Origin of the sequence: Pantoea sp. Ft-CA_14 (genome assembly GCF_024520875.1) — a bacterium.
GTDB lineage: Bacteria > Pseudomonadota > Gammaproteobacteria > Enterobacterales > Enterobacteriaceae > Pantoea > Pantoea agglomerans.
Window position 1 is genome coordinate 160,290 of the sequence record NZ_JALNPM010000002.1, and the last position, 15,874, is coordinate 176,163.

The window sequence follows — 15,874 nt, forward strand, 5'->3', positions numbered from 1 at the left end:
TCGAAAAAAATCAGGGCTATAGCATAAAGCGCTGACGCTTTCTGTGCCAGCGCTGATAGGGGCGAATCGTGCAGATTCAGGGTGCCAGACGGTCGATTTTCCAGCCGTCGTGATCGCGCTGATAGATGAAACGATCGTGCAGACGATGTTCGCCACCCTGCCAGAACTCCATCGTGTGAAATTTCACCCGGTAGCCACCCCAGAAGCTGGGCAGCGGCACTTCGCCCTGCTGGAACTTCTGTTTAAGCTCCAGGAACTTTCCTTCCAGAATACCGCGTGCCGAAATACGGCTCGATTGCTTCGACACCCAGGCACCAATCTGACTGTCGCGCGGACGACTGTGGAAATATTTCAGCACCTCGAGGGGCGACAGTTTTTCCACTTCACCCAGCACCATCACCTGACGCTCCAGATAGTGCCACGGGAAGTGCAGAGAGATGCGCGGATTGTGCGCCAGCTGCAGCGCCTTACGGCTGCCGAGGTTGGTGTAAAACACCATGCCCTGCGCATCGTAGTGCTTCAGCAGCACGATACGCTGCCATGGCTGGCCCTGCTCATCCACGGTTGCCACGGTCATGGCGGTAGGATCGGGCAGTTTTGCCTCGCAGGCCTGGCTTAGCCACTGTTCAAATAGCGCGATCGGATCGTCCGGCAGATCCTTACGACGCAATCCACCGCGGGTATATTCACGCCGCAGATGGGCAATGGTGTGTAGCGTTTCGCTGTCGCTCATAATGCTCGCCTATTCAGATAACAAGTCAGCTGGCAGGTTGCAGCTCACAATCATTCACGACAATTTTATCGTTACGTTCGATAAATGCGCCGTTTCCTTTGGACCAGAACACATAGGTGTTATCGCTGTAGCGTGCGCCGGAAGCGGATACCGTCTGCTTCAGCGTCAGAGGCTGCCCATCCATGATGAAACTGACCTGCTGCTGCGCCTCGTCCAGCGTCACGGTCAGGGGCATGGTTCCGCAGCGATAGTGCAGGGTCTGCGGCGACGGCGGCTGTTTATGCATCAGGCTACAGCCTGACAGCAGTAGCACCGCGGCAACGGTTAATCCTTTCAACATAAGCGGGTCTCCTTCACGAGTGAAGCTGGCATTATAAGAAGGATTGGGCGCGAAGTAAGTGGGAATCCACGCCAATCTGGCAGATGCTGTCACTCAGGCTGAATTATTGCGCCTTTTCAGACGGTTGTCTGAATGCACAGGCCGCGTTCTCAGGCTACGCTCTATAGATCTTAAGCGAGGAAGACAAACATGAAATTTGATAACGAAGATGCATTTAAGCTGGCAGTGGCGTTTATGAACCACAAAGAGAATGCCACCATCGCCAGCAGCTACTTTAAAACCTTTATCGACACCTACCAGAAATTTGACCGCTGGCTGAGCGCATCAGACCCGGTCAGCGCCATGAAAGCAGAAAAAGCGGCCGCCAAAGCGGGCGAAGACTCCATCCTCTGATCCCCTTCTCCACAGGTCCGATAGCCTTCAGGGTATCGGACCCGTGAATCCCGCCAGACATTCACCCCATTGCTCACTATTTCCGCACAGCTATTCTGGCTTTTACGGAAATATCCGCTCTGGCTGCCGTGCTTATTTCCCGCATCAGCATCGATCTTATTTCGGTACAGCGCATCCTCTGCTGAAATGGCCCAGAACGGCTGGGTACATTTGCAATAAATGCTATTTCGCGCCGTCATACCCTCTAATCAGCACCACACACTCCGGTTTTGTTTAAAAAACAGGCAGCGAGACGCGACAGGGCCAGCAAACCTGATAAAGCCGACTATGCTGTAAACGTTCGGATATACTTCATGGAGCAGAAAAAATGAAAATGAAATCCCTGTCAGCCATTGCGTTGCTGGCTCTCTCTTTAGGTACGCTGGCAGGTTGTGCCTCAAACCAGTCGATTAAGACCACCGATGGCCGCACGATTGTCACCGATGGCAAACCGCAGATTGATTCAGATACTGGTCTGGTTTCTTACCGCGATGCTCAGACAGGAAAAACTGAGCAGATCAATCGTAATGAGATCAGTAATATGAGTGAACTCGACAACTAATATAAGGTGAATAAGATGAAAAAAGCGCTGATTTTACCTCTCGCCGCATTGATTGGTATGACCGTATTAACCGGCTGCACCCGTACCAGTTATGCGATTCAGACTAACGATGGACGCACCATTATTAGTGATGGCAAGCCTTCTGAATCGGATGCCGGCCTGCTGGCTTATACCGATGCAAATGGCGTGAAGCAGCAGATTAATAAAGCGGACGTTAAAGCGGTCTCTGAAGTACCGAAGAAATAATCCGATCGCTGTTGCCCGATGAATAAAGCCGCCCACGAGCGGCTTTATTTTTGTCTGCGCCTGGCACGAAGTGGCGCACAGGCCCGGTTTTATTCCCCGGTGGTTTATAAATCAGAAATATCCGCTGCGGCGTGGCCATAATATGGCAGGCAACCGTGCGGATAGTGGTGCAGATAATAATCTGATAACGAAATGCGCCGTTCCGCCCTTATCTGAATTTCCGGCAACTTCCAGCTTTTTTAACCAGCATAATAGCTCAGTTTATTTCTGACGAAAAAACTCAGCCTGTTTTTATGCTTTGATATGAGTGGTTTACCGCCTCGATTAAAGGTTCACTTTATTTTTGGTAAATTTTAATCATAGCGCCCTGCTGTTTCCCACCTTTTAGTCCGGAACGCCTTTAACTAGACTCTTTATATCGCTACTTAATCTGGAGGGTGCAGATGGTTTATCACGACAAAACAACGGGTCATATGATTCTTGGTGAAGCTGCAATTAATCTGGCGTTTGACGAACAGGAGATTACGCTGGTAGCACTGATTCGCCAGCTGAGCGACATGGCCGAACAGGAGCGCAACGATGAGCGGGTCACGCAGATTGCCGATGCGCGCAACTGGCTCAAAGGTTTTATCGAATCCTCAACGCGCGACCGTGCCGAATTAAACTGGCTGGTCGAGACCGGACAGGCACCGGTTTCCCTTAAAGATTATCGTTAGTTATGTGCGGGTCATTGCTGTTTATTTTGGGTGCCGGGCGCGCGCCTGGCCTCACCGCCAGAGACGCTGGGACAGCGTGGCAGTGGAATAGTGCATGTCGGCCAGAACGTACATTGCAACGCTCTGCACCCGGCTCCTGCGTCCGCCTGAAACGGCTTCCACGCAGATTGATGAGTGCTATTGCTCTGCACTCATCGGCCTGCCATCTGGCCATTAACCGGCCTTCGTCGGCTTCTCTCCACCTGCCGTCACGGTCAGCGCGTCAGCGGCTCCCCGTTTTCAGTCACCTGCAGCGTTTTTGGATGTTTCGCTGTAGTGGTTTCAAACCCACCACGGGCAGCAAAAACAGAACAGCCAATGGCTGCCACAAGTGTCAGTAAGATTGAGGTTTTCACGAAACGCGCCTTAATTTTCTTCGCTACAGGATAAAGCGTGAAAGCCTGGCACATAATCAGATGGGGGGAAAGGAAAGTGCAGAATTTCTCTGTCTGGAAGCCCATGTCCGGGAAGTCTGTTTACTGATTGAGCGGCCTTGCCTGGTTACCCCAGTACTTTCAATGCCAGCGCCAGCGTCTTTTCTTCGTTAGTCACATCGCTGACCTTACCTGCCACCCGCAATCCAAAAGCAATACAGAGAATTAAACCGGCTGCTGCCTCGCTGTCCAGCGTGTTATCGATAGATCCATCCTGTTGCCCCAGCTCCAGCAGCGAGACCAGGAAGCGTTGATTACGCTGAACGACCTCATCAATGCGCTGCGCGAGTGGCTGATCCATCGTCTGCAGCGCAATCGCGCTGGCGACGACCAGACAGCCGCAACGCCCTTCTGTGGCACGTGCCGAATCCAGGTAGAATTGCAATAGCTCGGTTATTTTCCCCCGCCCGCTGGCACAGGGTGCCAGACGACGGTGCAACTCACTATTTCTCAGCAACAGATAGCGTTCGAATACCAGCAGGAAGAGCGAGCGCTTATCTTTAAACGCCTTATAGATGCTGCCTGCGGAGAGATGCATCGCCTCACCCAGATCGTTCATTGAGGCCGCGTGATACCCTTTTTGCCGGAAAACGATCATGGCGTGATCCAGAGCCTGTTCGATCCCGAACTCTCTGGGGCGTCCCCGCTCTTTGTTTTTATACGTTGTGGCTGTCGTGGTCATTGTTACCGGCCTGGGGAGGTGTGTTGCTGTCAAAATCAATGGCGATTCTATCCCAGGCGCGGGTAACAAGCCAGGCCGTCCGCCACCCGTCACGCGCAGACGGCCCGTTATTTCCCGGACGCGTTAGTATGATTCGCCGCCGTCTGGTCTGCGGTGCAAGCCGGACGCGGTTCATTCAGATAAGGATGTTGTCTCTGTGCGGCCTTTTTCCCGCTGCTGGCTGCGCTTCAGCGCGTTTATTTTTATCAGCCATAACGTAAATTGCTTAATAAGCAGGCTGGCGTGGTTTTCATTGTCAGCAAAACAGAGAAAAAGTCGGGTTTTTATATTGCTGTTATCGTCGATCGCATAAATCTCATATTCGTCATGATGGCGGGATTTTATGATTGCTGTGAAATGTATTGCGGGCCAGAGCATCACTCTGGCTTCAAACTGCCTGAAATCCATTATATTTACCTGGTAATTTTCTTAAAATACCCGATGAAAAACTACTCATCGGGTCAGGCAAAGCATAACTTCCTGCCACTTTAATCGCGTGATAAAAAAAGCTTTTAGCAGAGGCCGCGGTTTCAGCAGCAGAGGAACATCGGGTCAGCCTTCACTTAAGCGCAACCACAGGCAGATCGGTTATCCGGGTGGTATAGGCAGGCGACAGCATCTCGCGTTTCATCGACCAGGCTTTGTTGATCCCCTGCCCGGCAAACCACAGCTTCCCGCTGCCGAGCTTGTTGACTGTGTCGATCAGCTTCATCAGCTCTTCGCTATTGCGGCGTGGCTGATGTTCGTCAAACAGATCAAACTGAGCAACGCCCTGGCTGAAAAAATCCCCCAGCACGATGCCGGCCTTCATATAGCGATGTCCCTCAATCCAGATGTTATCCAGGCACGCCATTGCAACTCTGATGATGTCGCGTGTGTCCTGCGTCGGAATCAGCAGTTGCTCCATCGACTGATTGCCATAAAAGGGTTCGTCAGTCGCATGCGGACTGGTGCGCACAAATACCCCTACCTGACGGCAATATTGATTCTCACGGCGCAGCTTCTCCGCCGCGCGCTCGGCATACGCGCAGACAGCCTCGCGCATCTGATCGTAGTCGGAGATACGGCTGCCAAACGAGCGCGAACACATGATTTGCTGTTTTACCGGCGTCACTGACTCCAGCTCCAGGCAGGATTCGCCACGCAGCTCTCTGACAGTGCGCTCCAGCACGACGCTGAACTGTTTGCGGATGGCCTCGGTGCTTTGACCGGCCAGATCTTTTGCCGTCATAACGCCCATAGCGTTGAGCCGTTTGCCGATCCGATGACCCACGCCCCAGACTTCCGCCACATCAATCAGCGCCAGCAGCTTTTTTTGTCGTTCAGGGTTCGACAGGTCGACAATGCCGCCGGTTTTGCTCCACTTTTTGGCCGCAAAATTCGCCAGCTTGGCCAGCGTTTTGGTCTGTGCAATGCCGACGCCCACGGTCAGATGGGTCTCTTTGCCTATTCGTTCTCTGACCTGATGACCAAAGGTCTCCAGCGCCATACAGTTCTGCACGCCGGTGAGATCCATAAAGGCCTCGTCGATCGAGTAGATCTCCACCGACGGCGCCATCTCTTCCAGTATGGTCATCACCCGATGGCTCATGTCGGCGTAGAGCGCATAATTTGAGCTGAAGACCTGCACCGCGTGACGCGTTAGTTCTTCACGCATCTTAAAATAGGGCGCGCCCATTTTGATGCCGACTTTCTTTGCCTCGGCGCTGCGCGCAATCACGCAGCCGTCGTTGTTCGACAGCACTACTACCGGTTTACCTTTAAGATCAGGCCGGAAAACGGTCTCACACGACGCGTAAAAGCTGTTTACGTCGACCAGCGCGAACATGGTCAGTGGGTCGCTTTAATAACAAAGGTCACAACGCCAAACACCTCCAGCGCATCTTCGGTCTGGATAGCGATCGGTTTAAATTTGGTATTCATCGGCATCAGTTGCAGGCAGGGATGAAGCTGGAGACGTTTAACGGTGAATTCACCTTCGACCGCGGCGACCACAATATCGCCGTGTGAGGCGGTGAGTGAACTGTCGACCACCAGCATGTCACCATCATTGATGCCCGCCTCAATCATTGACTCGCCGCTGACCCGGACAAAATAGGTGGCGCTGGGGTGCTGGACCATCAGCGCATTGAGATCAATACGTTGTTCGACATAATCCTGCGCCGGGGATGGAAACCCGCACGGCACACGTTCGATATATAGCGGTAAAGGCATAACGGCACGAATGTCCGCAGGTTTAATGAATTCCATAATTTCGCTCCTTTTTCAGATTACTGTATATAAACACAGTAATAGCTAATCCCCCTTTTAATCAAGTGACATGGAACATCTTTAAGCGAAAGGGTTGATGGTAATGCACTTTTTTTTAAACGTTTTTTCGCATTGCCGTCAGAGTAAGCAGAAACGGGTTACTTTCGCCGCACCGCCGGAATAGCGTCGATTTCTTCTTACAGTAAAGAATCTTATAAATTCACCGGCTGATTATTTTTACTTAAGGAAAATCTGACAACGCTTCTCTGGCATTCGGAGAGGTTTGAATATTACGGGCGGGCTGGTTATTCTGCTTTTTTAAGCATGGAGGGATTATGGCAGACGACGATCGAATCAAACATCTGGAAGAGGCAGTTGCGCAGTTAAGGGTTGAGACTACGGTATTAAAAGCGATACTCGGTCAGCAAATTGCGCTGAATAATCTCAATTACAAAGGGAAGTTTGACGATGTACTGGCGGCGCTGGCGAAAGAGTATGCCGAACGCGGTCTGGAAGAGGGCAATAACCAGGCTATCCATGATGCCCTGCGTCAGTATATTAAATATGAGCCACCCGCAATGGAATAAGCGGATTTTCCGGCAGCGTCCGATTGCCGGACTTTACCGGCTCCTGAACGCTGCCACCGCCCTGTCCTGCACCGCCTCCGCAGCAGCCTCAGACGATACCGGTTAGTATTTACACCTCGCTGTCACTCTCCAGCGCATCCTGAATCGCGTCGGCCAGATTAGCAACTTCATTCGCCACGGCCTGCAGATCCCAGGCGGTTTTTGAGCCGGTTGCAGAGGTGGAGGCGCTGACGGACTCCTTTGCCACTGACAGAGCAGCAGCCACGGCGACCGAACGTTTATGTTGTTCCTGAGTCATGCCCGCAGGCGGAATTGCGAAATAGTCGTGAACCATGATCATTTCCTTGTGATAAATAAGGGGTCAACCTTAGCCTTCTGCATCAGGCGTGGGAAGTGAATTATGCGGCATGGCCTGTCAGACGGCCAGGATTGCAGCAGCACAATCGCACCCGCCACTTTTCCAGCGCTGAAACCTGTACAACTTTGGCTGAAATCTGCGGAAAAAAGCGGTTTTAACGCATTGATGTGTCGTCAGCACAATCCCCAGTCTGCTGGTCTGAAAATCGCCCCCCCTCTGAAAACCTCACCAACTCACTGTATTTATTCAATTAACCATCGAAAGCCTCTTTTTTCATTTTAAACATGCTTTTTACATACACCACCGACCAGTTAAATTTTGTCAAATTTCATTGTACAACTTTGCGATTCTTGTATAACTTTGTCTCGTGATGTTAAATCACTTGTAACGAAAGGTGCTTTGCACCGCATCTGAAGGTGTTGTGGATTTCCACCTTCAGATGCATTTTTTTTGCGTCAGCCGGTGACCGGATCTGAATCGACGCGTTCTTCCCCCCATTTCTTATGAGGCCTGACATGCAAACAACGATGAATACAGAGTCTCAGATTTCTGATTACTTCATGAACTCTGGCACAGCGCTGACCACTGAAAAACAGGTTATCGCCGCAGTCCATGCCGAACTTGCCCATGCGAAAACCCATGTCTCCGATAAAGACATTGTGCTGGGCCTGATTCACCGCCTGGAGAGTGAGCGTGACGTGGTTAAGCAGGATATTTACCGTCAGGCGCTTGAACATGTTCTGCAGCGCGCTTCGGCGACCAGCGACAGCTAAAAATCTGTGTCTGTTATGAGGGAACGCGAATTAGCATGGATGCTTTTCCCGTCCGGAATCAGCCCCTGTTATGGGGCTTTTTTTATTTCTTCTGCTCTGAATCACTTGTCCCCTTCACACCGCTAAGATTGCCTGCCCCACCGGACCAGATATAGCTCCGGAAAACACCGTTTTCGCCATTTATTCAACCTGAAATTCCGGTTAATTGCTGTCGTTTCGCTTTATTTATCCGATATCTGTGTCCAGGCTTTTTCTGCATCCACTGCAAACACAGTCGAGGAAAATAATCATGTTTCATCATTCATCAAAACTTCAATTCCCGGTTCGTGTAGAGAAACCCGATCCAGAATTTGCCATGCTGCTCCAGCAGGCCATCGGCGGCGTCGAAGGTGAGATTCGTGTAGCGATGCAATACTTTTTCCAGGCGATGGGCGCGCGCGGTGATGTGCGGATTCGTGATCTGCTGATCTCGACCGCTACCGAAGAGCTGAGCCATATCGAAATGCTGGGCTACGCCGTGGCGCTTAACCTTGAAGGCGCCCCGCTCTCTTACCAGGAAGCGTCAGCGAAAGATCCGGTGGTTAATGCGATTCTGGGCGGAATGAACCCGCGCCATATCCTCTCTTCCGGTCTGGCAGCGATGCCGGTTAACGCCAACGGCATGCCTTTTGATATGAGTCATATCTATGCCTCCGGCAACGTGGCGGCCGATATGCTGGCTAACGTCACCGCAGAAGCCACGGGCCGCGTACTGGCTACCCGCCTCTACAACATGACGGAAGACAAGGGCATGAAGGACTTCCTCTCCTTGCTGATCGCCCGTGACACTATGCACCAGCAGCAGTGGCTGGCGGTGATCGAAGAGATGGGCGGACTGAACGCGTCGCTGCCGATCCCGAACAGCTTCCCGCAGGAGCATGAGGCGCAGGAGCACTCTTACTACTGTCTGAATACCTCGCTGGATAAACCGCTGCCGGAAGGTCGCTGGAGCAGTGGCCCGGCTTACGATGGCCATGGTCAGTTCAGCGCGAAACAGCAGCCAGATATTCTGGGTGATGAGCCGCTGCTCGGCAATGCCCGTCCCGGTTCTGGTGCGCAGTCAGAGCAGATTGACGGCATTACGTCACCGAAGCCTTAACTGACACCGGTTGTTTTACGCTAACGGATTTTTATGGAGGAATATTCATGTCATCGACTCAACGCCCGCAACCCCCTTTTGCCGAACAGCAACAAACGCCGCCGGGTAAAACCGCTGCGATGCAGCCTCAGCCCGATCACGGCGAGCAGAGTTATCAGGGCTCCGGCCGCCTGGCGGGGAAAAAAGCCATTATTACCGGTGGCGATTCCGGCATTGGCCGGGCCGTCGCCATTGCCTTTGCCCGGGAAGGGGCCGATGTCCTGATCTCCTATCTTGATGAACATGAGGATGCGCAGGATACCGCCCGGCTGGTTGAAGAAGCGGGACAGAAAGCGGTTCTGGTGCCTGGCGATATTACTGAGGCGTCACACTGCAACGCCCTGGTCGATAAAGCCGTCGAAGCCTTTGGTGAGATTAATATTCTGGTGAACAACGCGGCGTATCAGATGACGCGCGAATCGCTGGATGAGATCAGCGACGAAGAGTTTGACCGGACCATGAAGACCAACCTTTACGCGATGTTTTACATCACTAAAGCGGCAACACGGCATATGCCTGCTGGTGGATCGATCATTAATACGGCCTCGATCAATGCTGACCAGCCGAAACCGAAGCTGCTCGCCTACTCCGCCACCAAAGCCGCCATTATTAATTTCTCTGGCGGCCTGGCAGCCTTACTGGCTGAAAAAGGTATCCGTGCCAATGCGGTCGCGCCCGGCCCTATCTGGACGCCACTGATCCCGTCGACCATGCCGGTTGAACAGGTGAAGAACTTTGGCAGCGAAGTGCCGCTGCAGCGTGCCGGTCAGCCTGCTGAACTGGCGCCAACCTATGTGATGCTGTCCAGTGACGAAGCCAGCTACATTTCAGGAGCGACCATCGCCGTGACGGGCGGTGTGGCCATTATTTAACGTTCGCCGATTCCCTGGTCTCTTCGGCCAGGGGATTAGCTATTAGCTTCTGTGTTATCCCCCACTGGTAGAGTTGTTCCCGCGCCAGATTCTTCATTTTCACTTCGCACATGATATCGAAATCCTGAAACGACAGTGCCCATGCATTCAGCGTCGGGTTAAAGAAGTAGTCAGAGTGCGCCCGCAGCTTGCTTTTGCTCACGCCCAGCTGCTGCTGATCGGGCCAGCCCTCCTGCGGAATCATCCCCTCCTGCGAAATCGAATAGTGCAGCACCGGCCGCACGCCGCGCCACGAATCGATCACTCTGGCAACACGCGCGTCATCCGGCTGAATAAACTCACTCTCTTTTACCCAGTGATGGTGAATATCCAGCACCACCGGACAGAGCGGTGCTGCCTGCAGCACGTCATCCAGCGAGCAGGAGATCTCATCATTCTCCACCGTCAGCATCCGCCGCGCTTCCGGGCTGAGCTGATTAAACGACCGTTTGAAGCCGTCGAATCCCGCCTTGCCGTTCATATGAATGTTGATTTTAAAATCCTGGAAGGTCTTGCCATATCCCATCAGACAGGCGCAGAGCGTGTGATACTCCACATCCTCCAGCGCGCGCACCACCACATCGGGATTATCGGAGGCGAGCACGGTATATTGTCCTGGATGGAATGAGAGACGGATGTGATGCGCCCGCGCCAGCTCGCCACAGCGGGCAAAGAGCGGATAGAGTTCGGGCAGAAATTCGGTGAACAGTGGCGTGGCCTCGGGAACCGTATAGAGCGGTAACAGATCGCTGCCAATACGCATCATCCTGAGTGGCTCAGGTAAGGTGGCCAGATGCTCAAGCGTCAGGTAGAGATTGTTGAGGTTGGTGACGGTAATCTCATAGATCAGCTGATTGCGTTCATCGTGCGATAAACTCAGAAACCGTTTACGGGTGGTGGCGCGAAACGGGAAAAACTGTTTGCCATCGCTGTTGAGATACTTACATGCAAAGCCTAATTTCATGTCTGCTCCTGATTTATGCTTATCAGAAGTGTAACAGGCCCCTGGCGACCAGCCAGTCGCGGGCCGCAGACTCAGGCTGAATAATTACAGGGAGACTCACTATGCAGGGCCATGAGATCCAGCGCATCGCCATTGAAGCGGCTGAGCGGCTGCCCGCCGCTGAATGCAGCTATCCATTCGGGCCGGAACATCAGGTCTATAAAGTGTGTGGAAAAGTGTTTTTACTGCTGACCGAACTACGGGGTGTCCCGATTATCACCCTGAAATGCGAACCGCAGCAGGCGGAGCTGCACCGGGTGATCTATCCCTCGATCACCGCCGGTTATCATATGAATAAACGTCACTGGATCACGGCCTATCCCGGTGACGACCTCTCGCCTGGCTTGATTCAGCAGCTGGTTGAGGATTCGTATCAGCGTGTGGTTAAAGGTATACCCGCCTCGCGCCGCCCGGCCTGGGTGGGATAAAACCCGTGGAGGGGATACGTGTGCACCGGAAAGAAAGTTTGCTTGATAGCAGGCAAGATAAATAGCAGGGCCAGCATTGTTCTGGCACCTGCCATCATCTCTCAATCAAAGAGAGATCTGGGGATTTTCAACGCCACAGGCACGGGCATAGCGGGCGAGTGTTTCAACTGTGGCTTTATCTGCGCGACGCTCGGTGCGTGACACTGCCGACGGGCTGACACCGAGCGCCTCCGCGACCTGAGCGCTGGTCATTCCGGCGCTTTCCCGCCATTTGGCTAACTGCTCGCGCAAGTGCTCTGCCCGAACTTCTGCCTCGTAATGTTCGCGAACAGCCGGATCAGATAAAATTTCTTTGCGGGCCGTCGTCCACGCAACTGATTTCTTACTCATCGTTTAACATCTCCTCTAAACGGTGCGCCGCTGCCGTCATGACTGCTGCTGGCGTTTTCTTTGTCTCTTTCACAAAAGCTTTCAGGATAAAAATACGTCTGCCTTTCTGGTAAACATACACCGCTCGCCCAATCTCATTGGCCTTCGCCCTGAGCTCAAAAAAACCCGACCCTAACGGTTTGGTATCCGGCTCTCTCAAATCAGTTCCACGGGCAGCCAGTTTATCTATTTGCCGGGCCAGCTTAGCCCGGAGCATCTCTGGCATTGCCTTAATTTCAGTGAGCGCGTCCTTGTGTATCGTTATCTCAAACATAGATCCTCCGTTGGAGTTAAGTTAACTCATGAGTTAACTTAACTCAAGGATCTATATTTCCTCAAACGGGGGAAATGAATCCAGTCGCTATCCTTGCGAAACAGCTCTGATCCGCGGAGCATCTGACACCGGCCCGGCACTCAGTGGTGCAGCATCTCCTCCACGACCTGTGAGTTCATCATCTGGTAAGGATAATAGGTCGGCCAGTTATCCATCTCCGCCAGCAGGGCTTGCTGAGAATCGTTGCCCATAAAGATATGGAAATGGGCAGATTTACGCGGCCCGATGGTGTGGTCGCTGAACTGCACATATTTGGGCGCTTTGCTGCCCGCGTCCTGGCATTCAAACAGGTAGCGCACCCCTTTTTTACCTGAGGCATAGGTCAGGATTTTGTGGCCCGCATACCGGTAGTGGCAGGCGCTGACCTGGTCGCCGATGTGGAACTCCATCACGCCATTTTCAATACCGATGGTATCGACGTCGGTGGCGTAGCCCTTGCGGTAATACGCTTTATACTCCTCTGCCGTTTTGCTGTGATCCTGCTGCGCTTTCTTCTGCCAGACCGGGTCCAGCTCCCCGCTTTGCAGCAGCGGATAAACCGACTGCCACAGGCCATCCCAGTCAGCGAGCGGACGATCTTTCACATCGCTGTCAGCAAAAACCCCTTCTGCCGCTTTCTGCTCCAGGGCCGACAACGGTTTTCCATGTGCATGCGTGCCGTGTGCCAGCGACGGCTGGCTGACTAACAGTGCGCCCAGTAGCCCAATCCATTTACCTGCATGATTCATCAAAGTCTGATACCCCGGTCAACGTTACAAAATGAAATGTTATGATATAACATTTCTAATCTCAACCGAAAGAGGCGAACGTCAGCATTAATTTTATTAATCGGTTAATGCCCTGCATCAGGCAATGAGCGCCTCCTGCGGCGGCAGATTCTGCATCCTCTGAAAGCACACTATCCGTATAGCAGGCGCGGGCTGGAATGCCGTTAAGCCAGACGGCACAAGGCATGAATAAGCGAAGCGATAATCCGGATTGAGAGATAAGTGCGCATTTCTGGCGGACAAAAAAGGCACAGTCGTCACAGTTAAATGCCCGATTTAACCTCAGTATTGTTCAGGTTGTTCTATATTTAGTGTCGTCGAAAGTAAAATAACAGCTGGAGCATGAATTAATGTCGAAAGAAACAGAGAAGAAACCCCTGAGCGAGCGCGCCCCCACCACCGGTCCGGAATCCTCAGAGCCGGGTCTGGGTTCACTGGCACCAAAAGATGGTTCGCATCAGCCCCCAGCCGAACCGACCCCGCCAGGTAAGCAACCCACCGCCCCCGGCAGCCTGAAAGCGCCTCAGACGCACAACGCCAAACTTGACCAGCTTGAAGCCAGCCGCAAAAACGGCACCGACCGCGCCCTCACCACCAACCAGGGCACACGCATCGCCAACGATCAAAACTCACTGCGTGCCGGTTCGCGCGGTCCGACGCTGCTGGAAGACTTTATTATGCGTGAGAAAATCACGCACTTTGACCATGAGCGTATCCCGGAACGTATCGTTCACGCCCGTGGCTCTGCCGCACACGGCTATTTTCAGCCTTACCGCTCCCTGAAAGATCTGACCAAAGCGCAGTTCCTCAGCGATCCCGAGCAGACCACGCCGGTTTTCGTGCGTTTCTCTACAGTTCAGGGCGGTGCCGGATCGGCTGATACCGTGCGTGACATTCGCGGTTTCGCCGCCAAGTTCTACACCGAAGAGGGTGTCTTTGACCTGGTGGGCAACAACACGCCGGTGTTCTTTATTCAGGATGCGCATAAATTCCCTGACTTTGTGCATGCCGTTAAGCCGGAACCGCATAACGAAATCCCGCAGGGCCAGAGCGCCCATGACACCTTCTGGGATTACGTCTCTCTGCAGCCGGAAACCATGCACAACGTTATCTGGGCGATGTCTGACCGGGGTATTCCGCGCAGCTATCGCACCATGGAAGGCTTTGGTATTCACACCTTCCGCCTGATTAACGCAGAAGGTAAAGCGACCTTTGTCCGTTTCCACTGGAAGCCGGTGGCCGGTAAAGCGTCGCTGCTGTGGGACGAGTCACAGAAACTGACCGGTCGCGATCCCGATTTCCATCGCCGCGATCTGTGGGAAGCCATTGAAGCGGGTGATTTCCCGGAATATGAACTGGGCCTGCAGCTGATCCCGGAAGAGGATGAGTTCAAATTTGACTTCGATATTCTGGATGCCACCAAGCTGATCCCGGAAGCGCTGGTGCCGGTTGAGATTGTCGGCAAGATGGTACTTAACCGTAACCCGGACAACTTCTTTGCTGAAACCGAGCAGGTCGCGTTCCACCCAGGCCATATCGTGCCGGGCCTCGATTTCTCCAACGATCCGCTGCTGCAGGGTCGTCTGTTCTCCTATACCGATACGCAGATCAGTCGTCTGGGCGGACCGAACTTCCATGAGATCCCGATCAACCGTCCGACCTGCCCGTACCATAACTTCCAGCGTCAGGGCATGCATCGTCAGGATATCGACACCAATCCGGCGAACTACGAGCCGAACTCGATCAACGATAACTGGCCGCGTGAAACCCCACCTGCTGCAGAAGGCGGCGGCTTCGAGAGCTATCAGGAGCGGATTGAGGGCCATAAAGTGCGCGAGCGCAGCCCCTCATTTGGTGAGTACTATGCGCAGCCGCGCCTGTTCTGGCTGAGCCAGACTGAAGTCGAGCAGCAGCACATCATTGGCGCCTACTCGTTTGAACTGAGTAAAGTGGCGCGTGCTTATATCCGTGAGCGTGTGGTGGATCATCTGGCACGCATCGATACTAAACTGGCGCAGGGCGTGGCGGATAACCTGGGACTCGCTCTGACGGATGAGCAGCTCAACATTCAGCCGCCTGCACCGGTGAATGGCCTGACTAAAGATGACAGCCTGAGCCTCTACGCCATTCCGGATGGCGAGATCAAAGGTCGCCAGGTCGCACTGCTGCTCAGCGATGGTGTGAAGGCGGCTGATGTGCTGGCGATTTTGCAGGCGCTGAAAGCGGTGGGTGTTCACGCCAAACTGCTGGCTCCGCATATGGGCCAGGTGCGCGCCGATGACGGTTCAGTGCTGCCGGTCGATGCGACGTTCGCCGGTCTGCCCTCTCTGACCTTTGATGCGGTGATGGTGCCGGATGGCAATATCGATGCCCTGCTGCTGAGCGGCGATGCCCGTTACTTCCTGCTGGAAGCCTACAAGCACCTCAAGGTGATTGGTCTGGTGGGCGAAGCGCGCCGCTTTAAAGCGCAGTTCGGTCTGGAAGATGCGGATCAGGAAGAAGGTATTGTGCAGGGCGACTCGGCGGAGAGCGCGCTGATGTCTGAGTTCACTCAGGCGATGAAAGCGCACCGCGTCTGGTCGCGCAGCCAGAAGGCACAGTCCGTCCCGGCCTGATGTCAGCGGCACGATGCCG

Annotated in this window: 22 protein-coding genes; 10 read left to right on the forward strand and 12 right to left on the reverse strand. The window is 53.5% G+C overall.

Annotation, left to right across the window (positions count from 1 at the left end):
* Positions 1 to 76 precede the first annotated feature (76 nt).
* The gene (pdxH, locus tag NR195_RS03930; RefSeq protein ID WP_010245431.1) at positions 77 to 733 is read right to left on the reverse strand and encodes a pyridoxamine 5'-phosphate oxidase; all 657 of its coding nucleotides are present in this window, start codon (positions 731 to 733) and stop codon (positions 77 to 79) included.
* Positions 734 to 758: 25 nt separating this feature from the next.
* A complete protein-coding gene (locus tag NR195_RS03935; RefSeq protein WP_010245432.1) occupies positions 759 to 1,073 on the reverse strand; it encodes an MliC family protein in 315 nt (104 codons plus the stop codon).
* A 189-nt stretch (positions 1,074 to 1,262) separates the two neighbouring features.
* Between NR195_RS03935 and NR195_RS03940 the strand changes: the two genes are divergently transcribed.
* The 4 genes from NR195_RS03940 (at position 1,263) to NR195_RS03955 (ending at position 3,029) form a co-directional block, all read left to right on the forward strand.
* The gene (locus NR195_RS03940) at positions 1,263 to 1,466 is read left to right on the forward strand and encodes a hypothetical protein (RefSeq protein ID WP_003848989.1); all 204 of its coding nucleotides are present in this window, start codon (positions 1,263 to 1,265) and stop codon (positions 1,464 to 1,466) included.
* 367 nt (positions 1,467 to 1,833) lie between these two features.
* The gene (locus NR195_RS03945) at positions 1,834 to 2,067 is read left to right on the forward strand and encodes a YgdI/YgdR family lipoprotein (RefSeq protein ID WP_010245442.1); all 234 of its coding nucleotides are present in this window, start codon (positions 1,834 to 1,836) and stop codon (positions 2,065 to 2,067) included.
* 15 nt (positions 2,068 to 2,082) lie between these two features.
* Positions 2,083 to 2,313 carry a YgdI/YgdR family lipoprotein gene (locus NR195_RS03950; RefSeq protein WP_010245445.1) on the forward strand — a complete coding sequence of 77 codons (231 nt, stop codon included), beginning with the start codon at positions 2,083 to 2,085 and terminating at the stop codon, positions 2,311 to 2,313.
* A gap of 443 nt (positions 2,314 to 2,756) precedes the next feature.
* Positions 2,757 to 3,029, forward strand: coding sequence for a hypothetical protein (locus NR195_RS03955; RefSeq protein WP_187493079.1), 273 nt, complete (start codon positions 2,757 to 2,759; stop codon positions 3,027 to 3,029).
* Between the two features lie 254 nt (positions 3,030 to 3,283).
* Here the strand turns inward: NR195_RS03955 and NR195_RS03960 are convergent, their stop codons facing one another.
* The 5 genes from NR195_RS03960 to umuD form a co-directional block, all read right to left on the reverse strand.
* Positions 3,284 to 3,424 carry a hypothetical protein gene (locus NR195_RS03960; protein ID WP_223563798.1) on the reverse strand — a complete coding sequence of 47 codons (141 nt, stop codon included), beginning with the start codon at positions 3,422 to 3,424 and terminating at the stop codon, positions 3,284 to 3,286.
* A gap of 145 nt (positions 3,425 to 3,569) precedes the next feature.
* Positions 3,570 to 4,184, reverse strand: a complete 615-nt coding sequence (locus NR195_RS03965; protein WP_022625720.1) for a TetR/AcrR family transcriptional regulator — start codon at positions 4,182 to 4,184, stop codon at positions 3,570 to 3,572.
* A 171-nt stretch (positions 4,185 to 4,355) separates the two neighbouring features.
* Positions 4,356 to 4,631 (reverse strand): hypothetical protein, encoded by a 276-nt coding sequence (locus tag NR195_RS03970; protein ID WP_033767133.1) that lies wholly within the window; start codon positions 4,629 to 4,631, stop codon positions 4,356 to 4,358.
* A gap of 151 nt (positions 4,632 to 4,782) precedes the next feature.
* Positions 4,783 to 6,051 carry a translesion error-prone DNA polymerase V subunit UmuC gene (gene umuC, locus NR195_RS03975; RefSeq protein WP_223565524.1) on the reverse strand — a complete coding sequence of 423 codons (1,269 nt, stop codon included), beginning with the start codon at positions 6,049 to 6,051 and terminating at the stop codon, positions 4,783 to 4,785.
* A 2-nt stretch (positions 6,052 to 6,053) separates the two neighbouring features.
* Positions 6,054 to 6,473, reverse strand: a complete 420-nt coding sequence (umuD, locus tag NR195_RS03980; protein WP_010245460.1) for a translesion error-prone DNA polymerase V autoproteolytic subunit — start codon at positions 6,471 to 6,473, stop codon at positions 6,054 to 6,056.
* Positions 6,474 to 6,808: 335 nt separating this feature from the next.
* Between umuD and NR195_RS03985 the strand changes: the two genes are divergently transcribed.
* On the forward strand, positions 6,809 to 7,060 hold the full coding sequence (locus NR195_RS03985) for a hypothetical protein (RefSeq protein WP_010670062.1): 252 nt from the start codon (positions 6,809 to 6,811) through the stop codon (positions 7,058 to 7,060).
* Positions 7,061 to 7,169: 109 nt separating this feature from the next.
* On the opposite strand, the gene NR195_RS03990 is transcribed toward NR195_RS03985, so the two are convergent.
* Positions 7,170 to 7,394: a hypothetical protein gene (locus tag NR195_RS03990; protein ID WP_010245468.1), complete on the reverse strand. Its 225-nt coding sequence runs from the start codon at positions 7,392 to 7,394 to the stop codon at positions 7,170 to 7,172.
* A 539-nt stretch (positions 7,395 to 7,933) separates the two neighbouring features.
* On the opposite strand from NR195_RS03990, the gene NR195_RS03995 reads away from it, so the two are divergent.
* The 3 genes from NR195_RS03995 (at position 7,934) to NR195_RS04005 (ending at position 10,240) form a co-directional block, all read left to right on the forward strand.
* Positions 7,934 to 8,191, forward strand: coding sequence for a biofilm development regulator YmgB/AriR family protein (locus NR195_RS03995; RefSeq protein ID WP_022625723.1), 258 nt, complete (start codon positions 7,934 to 7,936; stop codon positions 8,189 to 8,191).
* A gap of 289 nt (positions 8,192 to 8,480) precedes the next feature.
* A complete protein-coding gene (locus NR195_RS04000; protein ID WP_256844148.1) occupies positions 8,481 to 9,329 on the forward strand; it encodes a manganese catalase family protein in 849 nt (282 codons plus the stop codon).
* A 47-nt stretch (positions 9,330 to 9,376) separates the two neighbouring features.
* Positions 9,377 to 10,240 (forward strand): glucose 1-dehydrogenase, encoded by an 864-nt coding sequence (locus NR195_RS04005; protein ID WP_256844149.1) that lies wholly within the window; start codon positions 9,377 to 9,379, stop codon positions 10,238 to 10,240.
* Here NR195_RS04005 and NR195_RS04010 read toward each other — a convergent pair.
* Entirely contained in the window at positions 10,233 to 11,243 is a 1,011-nt protein-coding gene (locus tag NR195_RS04010; RefSeq protein ID WP_033757524.1) for a UV damage endonuclease UvsE, read from the reverse strand. The genes NR195_RS04005 and NR195_RS04010 overlap by 8 nt on opposite strands.
* Before the next feature lie 101 nt (positions 11,244 to 11,344).
* Here NR195_RS04010 and NR195_RS04015 point away from each other — a divergent pair, with 101 nt between their 5' ends.
* On the forward strand, positions 11,345 to 11,710 hold the full coding sequence (locus NR195_RS04015; protein WP_010245482.1) for an MmcQ/YjbR family DNA-binding protein: 366 nt from the start codon (positions 11,345 to 11,347) through the stop codon (positions 11,708 to 11,710).
* A gap of 105 nt (positions 11,711 to 11,815) precedes the next feature.
* On the opposite strand, the gene NR195_RS04020 is transcribed toward NR195_RS04015, so the two are convergent.
* The 3 genes from NR195_RS04020 to zinT form a co-directional block, all read right to left on the reverse strand.
* Positions 11,816 to 12,100 (reverse strand): helix-turn-helix transcriptional regulator, encoded by a 285-nt coding sequence (locus tag NR195_RS04020; RefSeq protein WP_010245485.1) that lies wholly within the window; start codon positions 12,098 to 12,100, stop codon positions 11,816 to 11,818.
* The gene (locus tag NR195_RS04025) at positions 12,093 to 12,413 is read right to left on the reverse strand and encodes a type II toxin-antitoxin system RelE/ParE family toxin (RefSeq protein WP_010245489.1); all 321 of its coding nucleotides are present in this window, start codon (positions 12,411 to 12,413) and stop codon (positions 12,093 to 12,095) included. Before NR195_RS04025 ends, NR195_RS04020 begins: the two co-directional genes overlap by 8 nt.
* A gap of 140 nt (positions 12,414 to 12,553) precedes the next feature.
* Positions 12,554 to 13,201 (reverse strand): metal-binding protein ZinT, encoded by a 648-nt coding sequence (gene zinT, locus NR195_RS04030; RefSeq protein WP_010245496.1) that lies wholly within the window; start codon positions 13,199 to 13,201, stop codon positions 12,554 to 12,556.
* A gap of 389 nt (positions 13,202 to 13,590) precedes the next feature.
* Between zinT and katE the strand changes: the two genes are divergently transcribed.
* Positions 13,591 to 15,855 (forward strand): catalase HPII, encoded by a 2,265-nt coding sequence (gene katE, locus NR195_RS04035; RefSeq protein ID WP_010245500.1) that lies wholly within the window; start codon positions 13,591 to 13,593, stop codon positions 15,853 to 15,855.
* Positions 15,856 to 15,874: the final 19 nt, after the last annotated feature.

Excerpts from the sequence above, each read along its gene's own strand:
- NR195_RS04010 (WP_033757524.1), bottom strand. The coding sequence starts at position 11,243 with ATGAAATTAGGCTTTGCATGTAAGTATCTCAACAGCGATGGCAAACAG.
- NR195_RS04020 (WP_010245485.1), bottom strand. The coding sequence starts at position 12,100 with ATGAGTAAGAAATCAGTTGCGTGGACGACGGCCCGCAAAGAAATTTTA.
- NR195_RS04025 (WP_010245489.1), bottom strand. The coding sequence starts at position 12,413 with ATGTTTGAGATAACGATACACAAGGACGCGCTCACTGAAATTAAGGCA.
- katE (WP_010245500.1), top strand. The coding sequence starts at position 13,591 with ATGTCGAAAGAAACAGAGAAGAAACCCCTGAGCGAGCGCGCCCCCACC.
- NR195_RS03990 (WP_010245468.1), bottom strand. The coding sequence starts at position 7,394 with ATGGTTCACGACTATTTCGCAATTCCGCCTGCGGGCATGACTCAGGAA.
- NR195_RS03935 (WP_010245432.1), bottom strand. The coding sequence starts at position 1,073 with ATGTTGAAAGGATTAACCGTTGCCGCGGTGCTACTGCTGTCAGGCTGT.
- NR195_RS03970 (WP_033767133.1), bottom strand. The coding sequence starts at position 4,631 with ATGGATTTCAGGCAGTTTGAAGCCAGAGTGATGCTCTGGCCCGCAATA.
- NR195_RS04000 (WP_256844148.1), top strand. The coding sequence starts at position 8,481 with ATGTTTCATCATTCATCAAAACTTCAATTCCCGGTTCGTGTAGAGAAA.
- umuC (WP_223565524.1), bottom strand. The coding sequence starts at position 6,051 with ATGTTCGCGCTGGTCGACGTAAACAGCTTTTACGCGTCGTGTGAGACC.
- pdxH (WP_010245431.1), bottom strand. The coding sequence starts at position 733 with ATGAGCGACAGCGAAACGCTACACACCATTGCCCATCTGCGGCGTGAA.
- NR195_RS04015 (WP_010245482.1), top strand. The coding sequence starts at position 11,345 with ATGCAGGGCCATGAGATCCAGCGCATCGCCATTGAAGCGGCTGAGCGG.
- NR195_RS03950 (WP_010245445.1), top strand. The coding sequence starts at position 2,083 with ATGAAAAAAGCGCTGATTTTACCTCTCGCCGCATTGATTGGTATGACC.
- NR195_RS03940 (WP_003848989.1), top strand. The coding sequence starts at position 1,263 with ATGAAATTTGATAACGAAGATGCATTTAAGCTGGCAGTGGCGTTTATG.
- NR195_RS03945 (WP_010245442.1), top strand. The coding sequence starts at position 1,834 with ATGAAAATGAAATCCCTGTCAGCCATTGCGTTGCTGGCTCTCTCTTTA.
- NR195_RS03985 (WP_010670062.1), top strand. The coding sequence starts at position 6,809 with ATGGCAGACGACGATCGAATCAAACATCTGGAAGAGGCAGTTGCGCAG.
- zinT (WP_010245496.1), bottom strand. The coding sequence starts at position 13,201 with ATGAATCATGCAGGTAAATGGATTGGGCTACTGGGCGCACTGTTAGTC.
- NR195_RS03955 (WP_187493079.1), top strand. The coding sequence starts at position 2,757 with ATGGTTTATCACGACAAAACAACGGGTCATATGATTCTTGGTGAAGCT.
- NR195_RS03965 (WP_022625720.1), bottom strand. The coding sequence starts at position 4,184 with ATGACCACGACAGCCACAACGTATAAAAACAAAGAGCGGGGACGCCCC.
- umuD (WP_010245460.1), bottom strand. The coding sequence starts at position 6,473 with ATGGAATTCATTAAACCTGCGGACATTCGTGCCGTTATGCCTTTACCG.
- NR195_RS04005 (WP_256844149.1), top strand. The coding sequence starts at position 9,377 with ATGTCATCGACTCAACGCCCGCAACCCCCTTTTGCCGAACAGCAACAA.
- NR195_RS03995 (WP_022625723.1), top strand. The coding sequence starts at position 7,934 with ATGCAAACAACGATGAATACAGAGTCTCAGATTTCTGATTACTTCATG.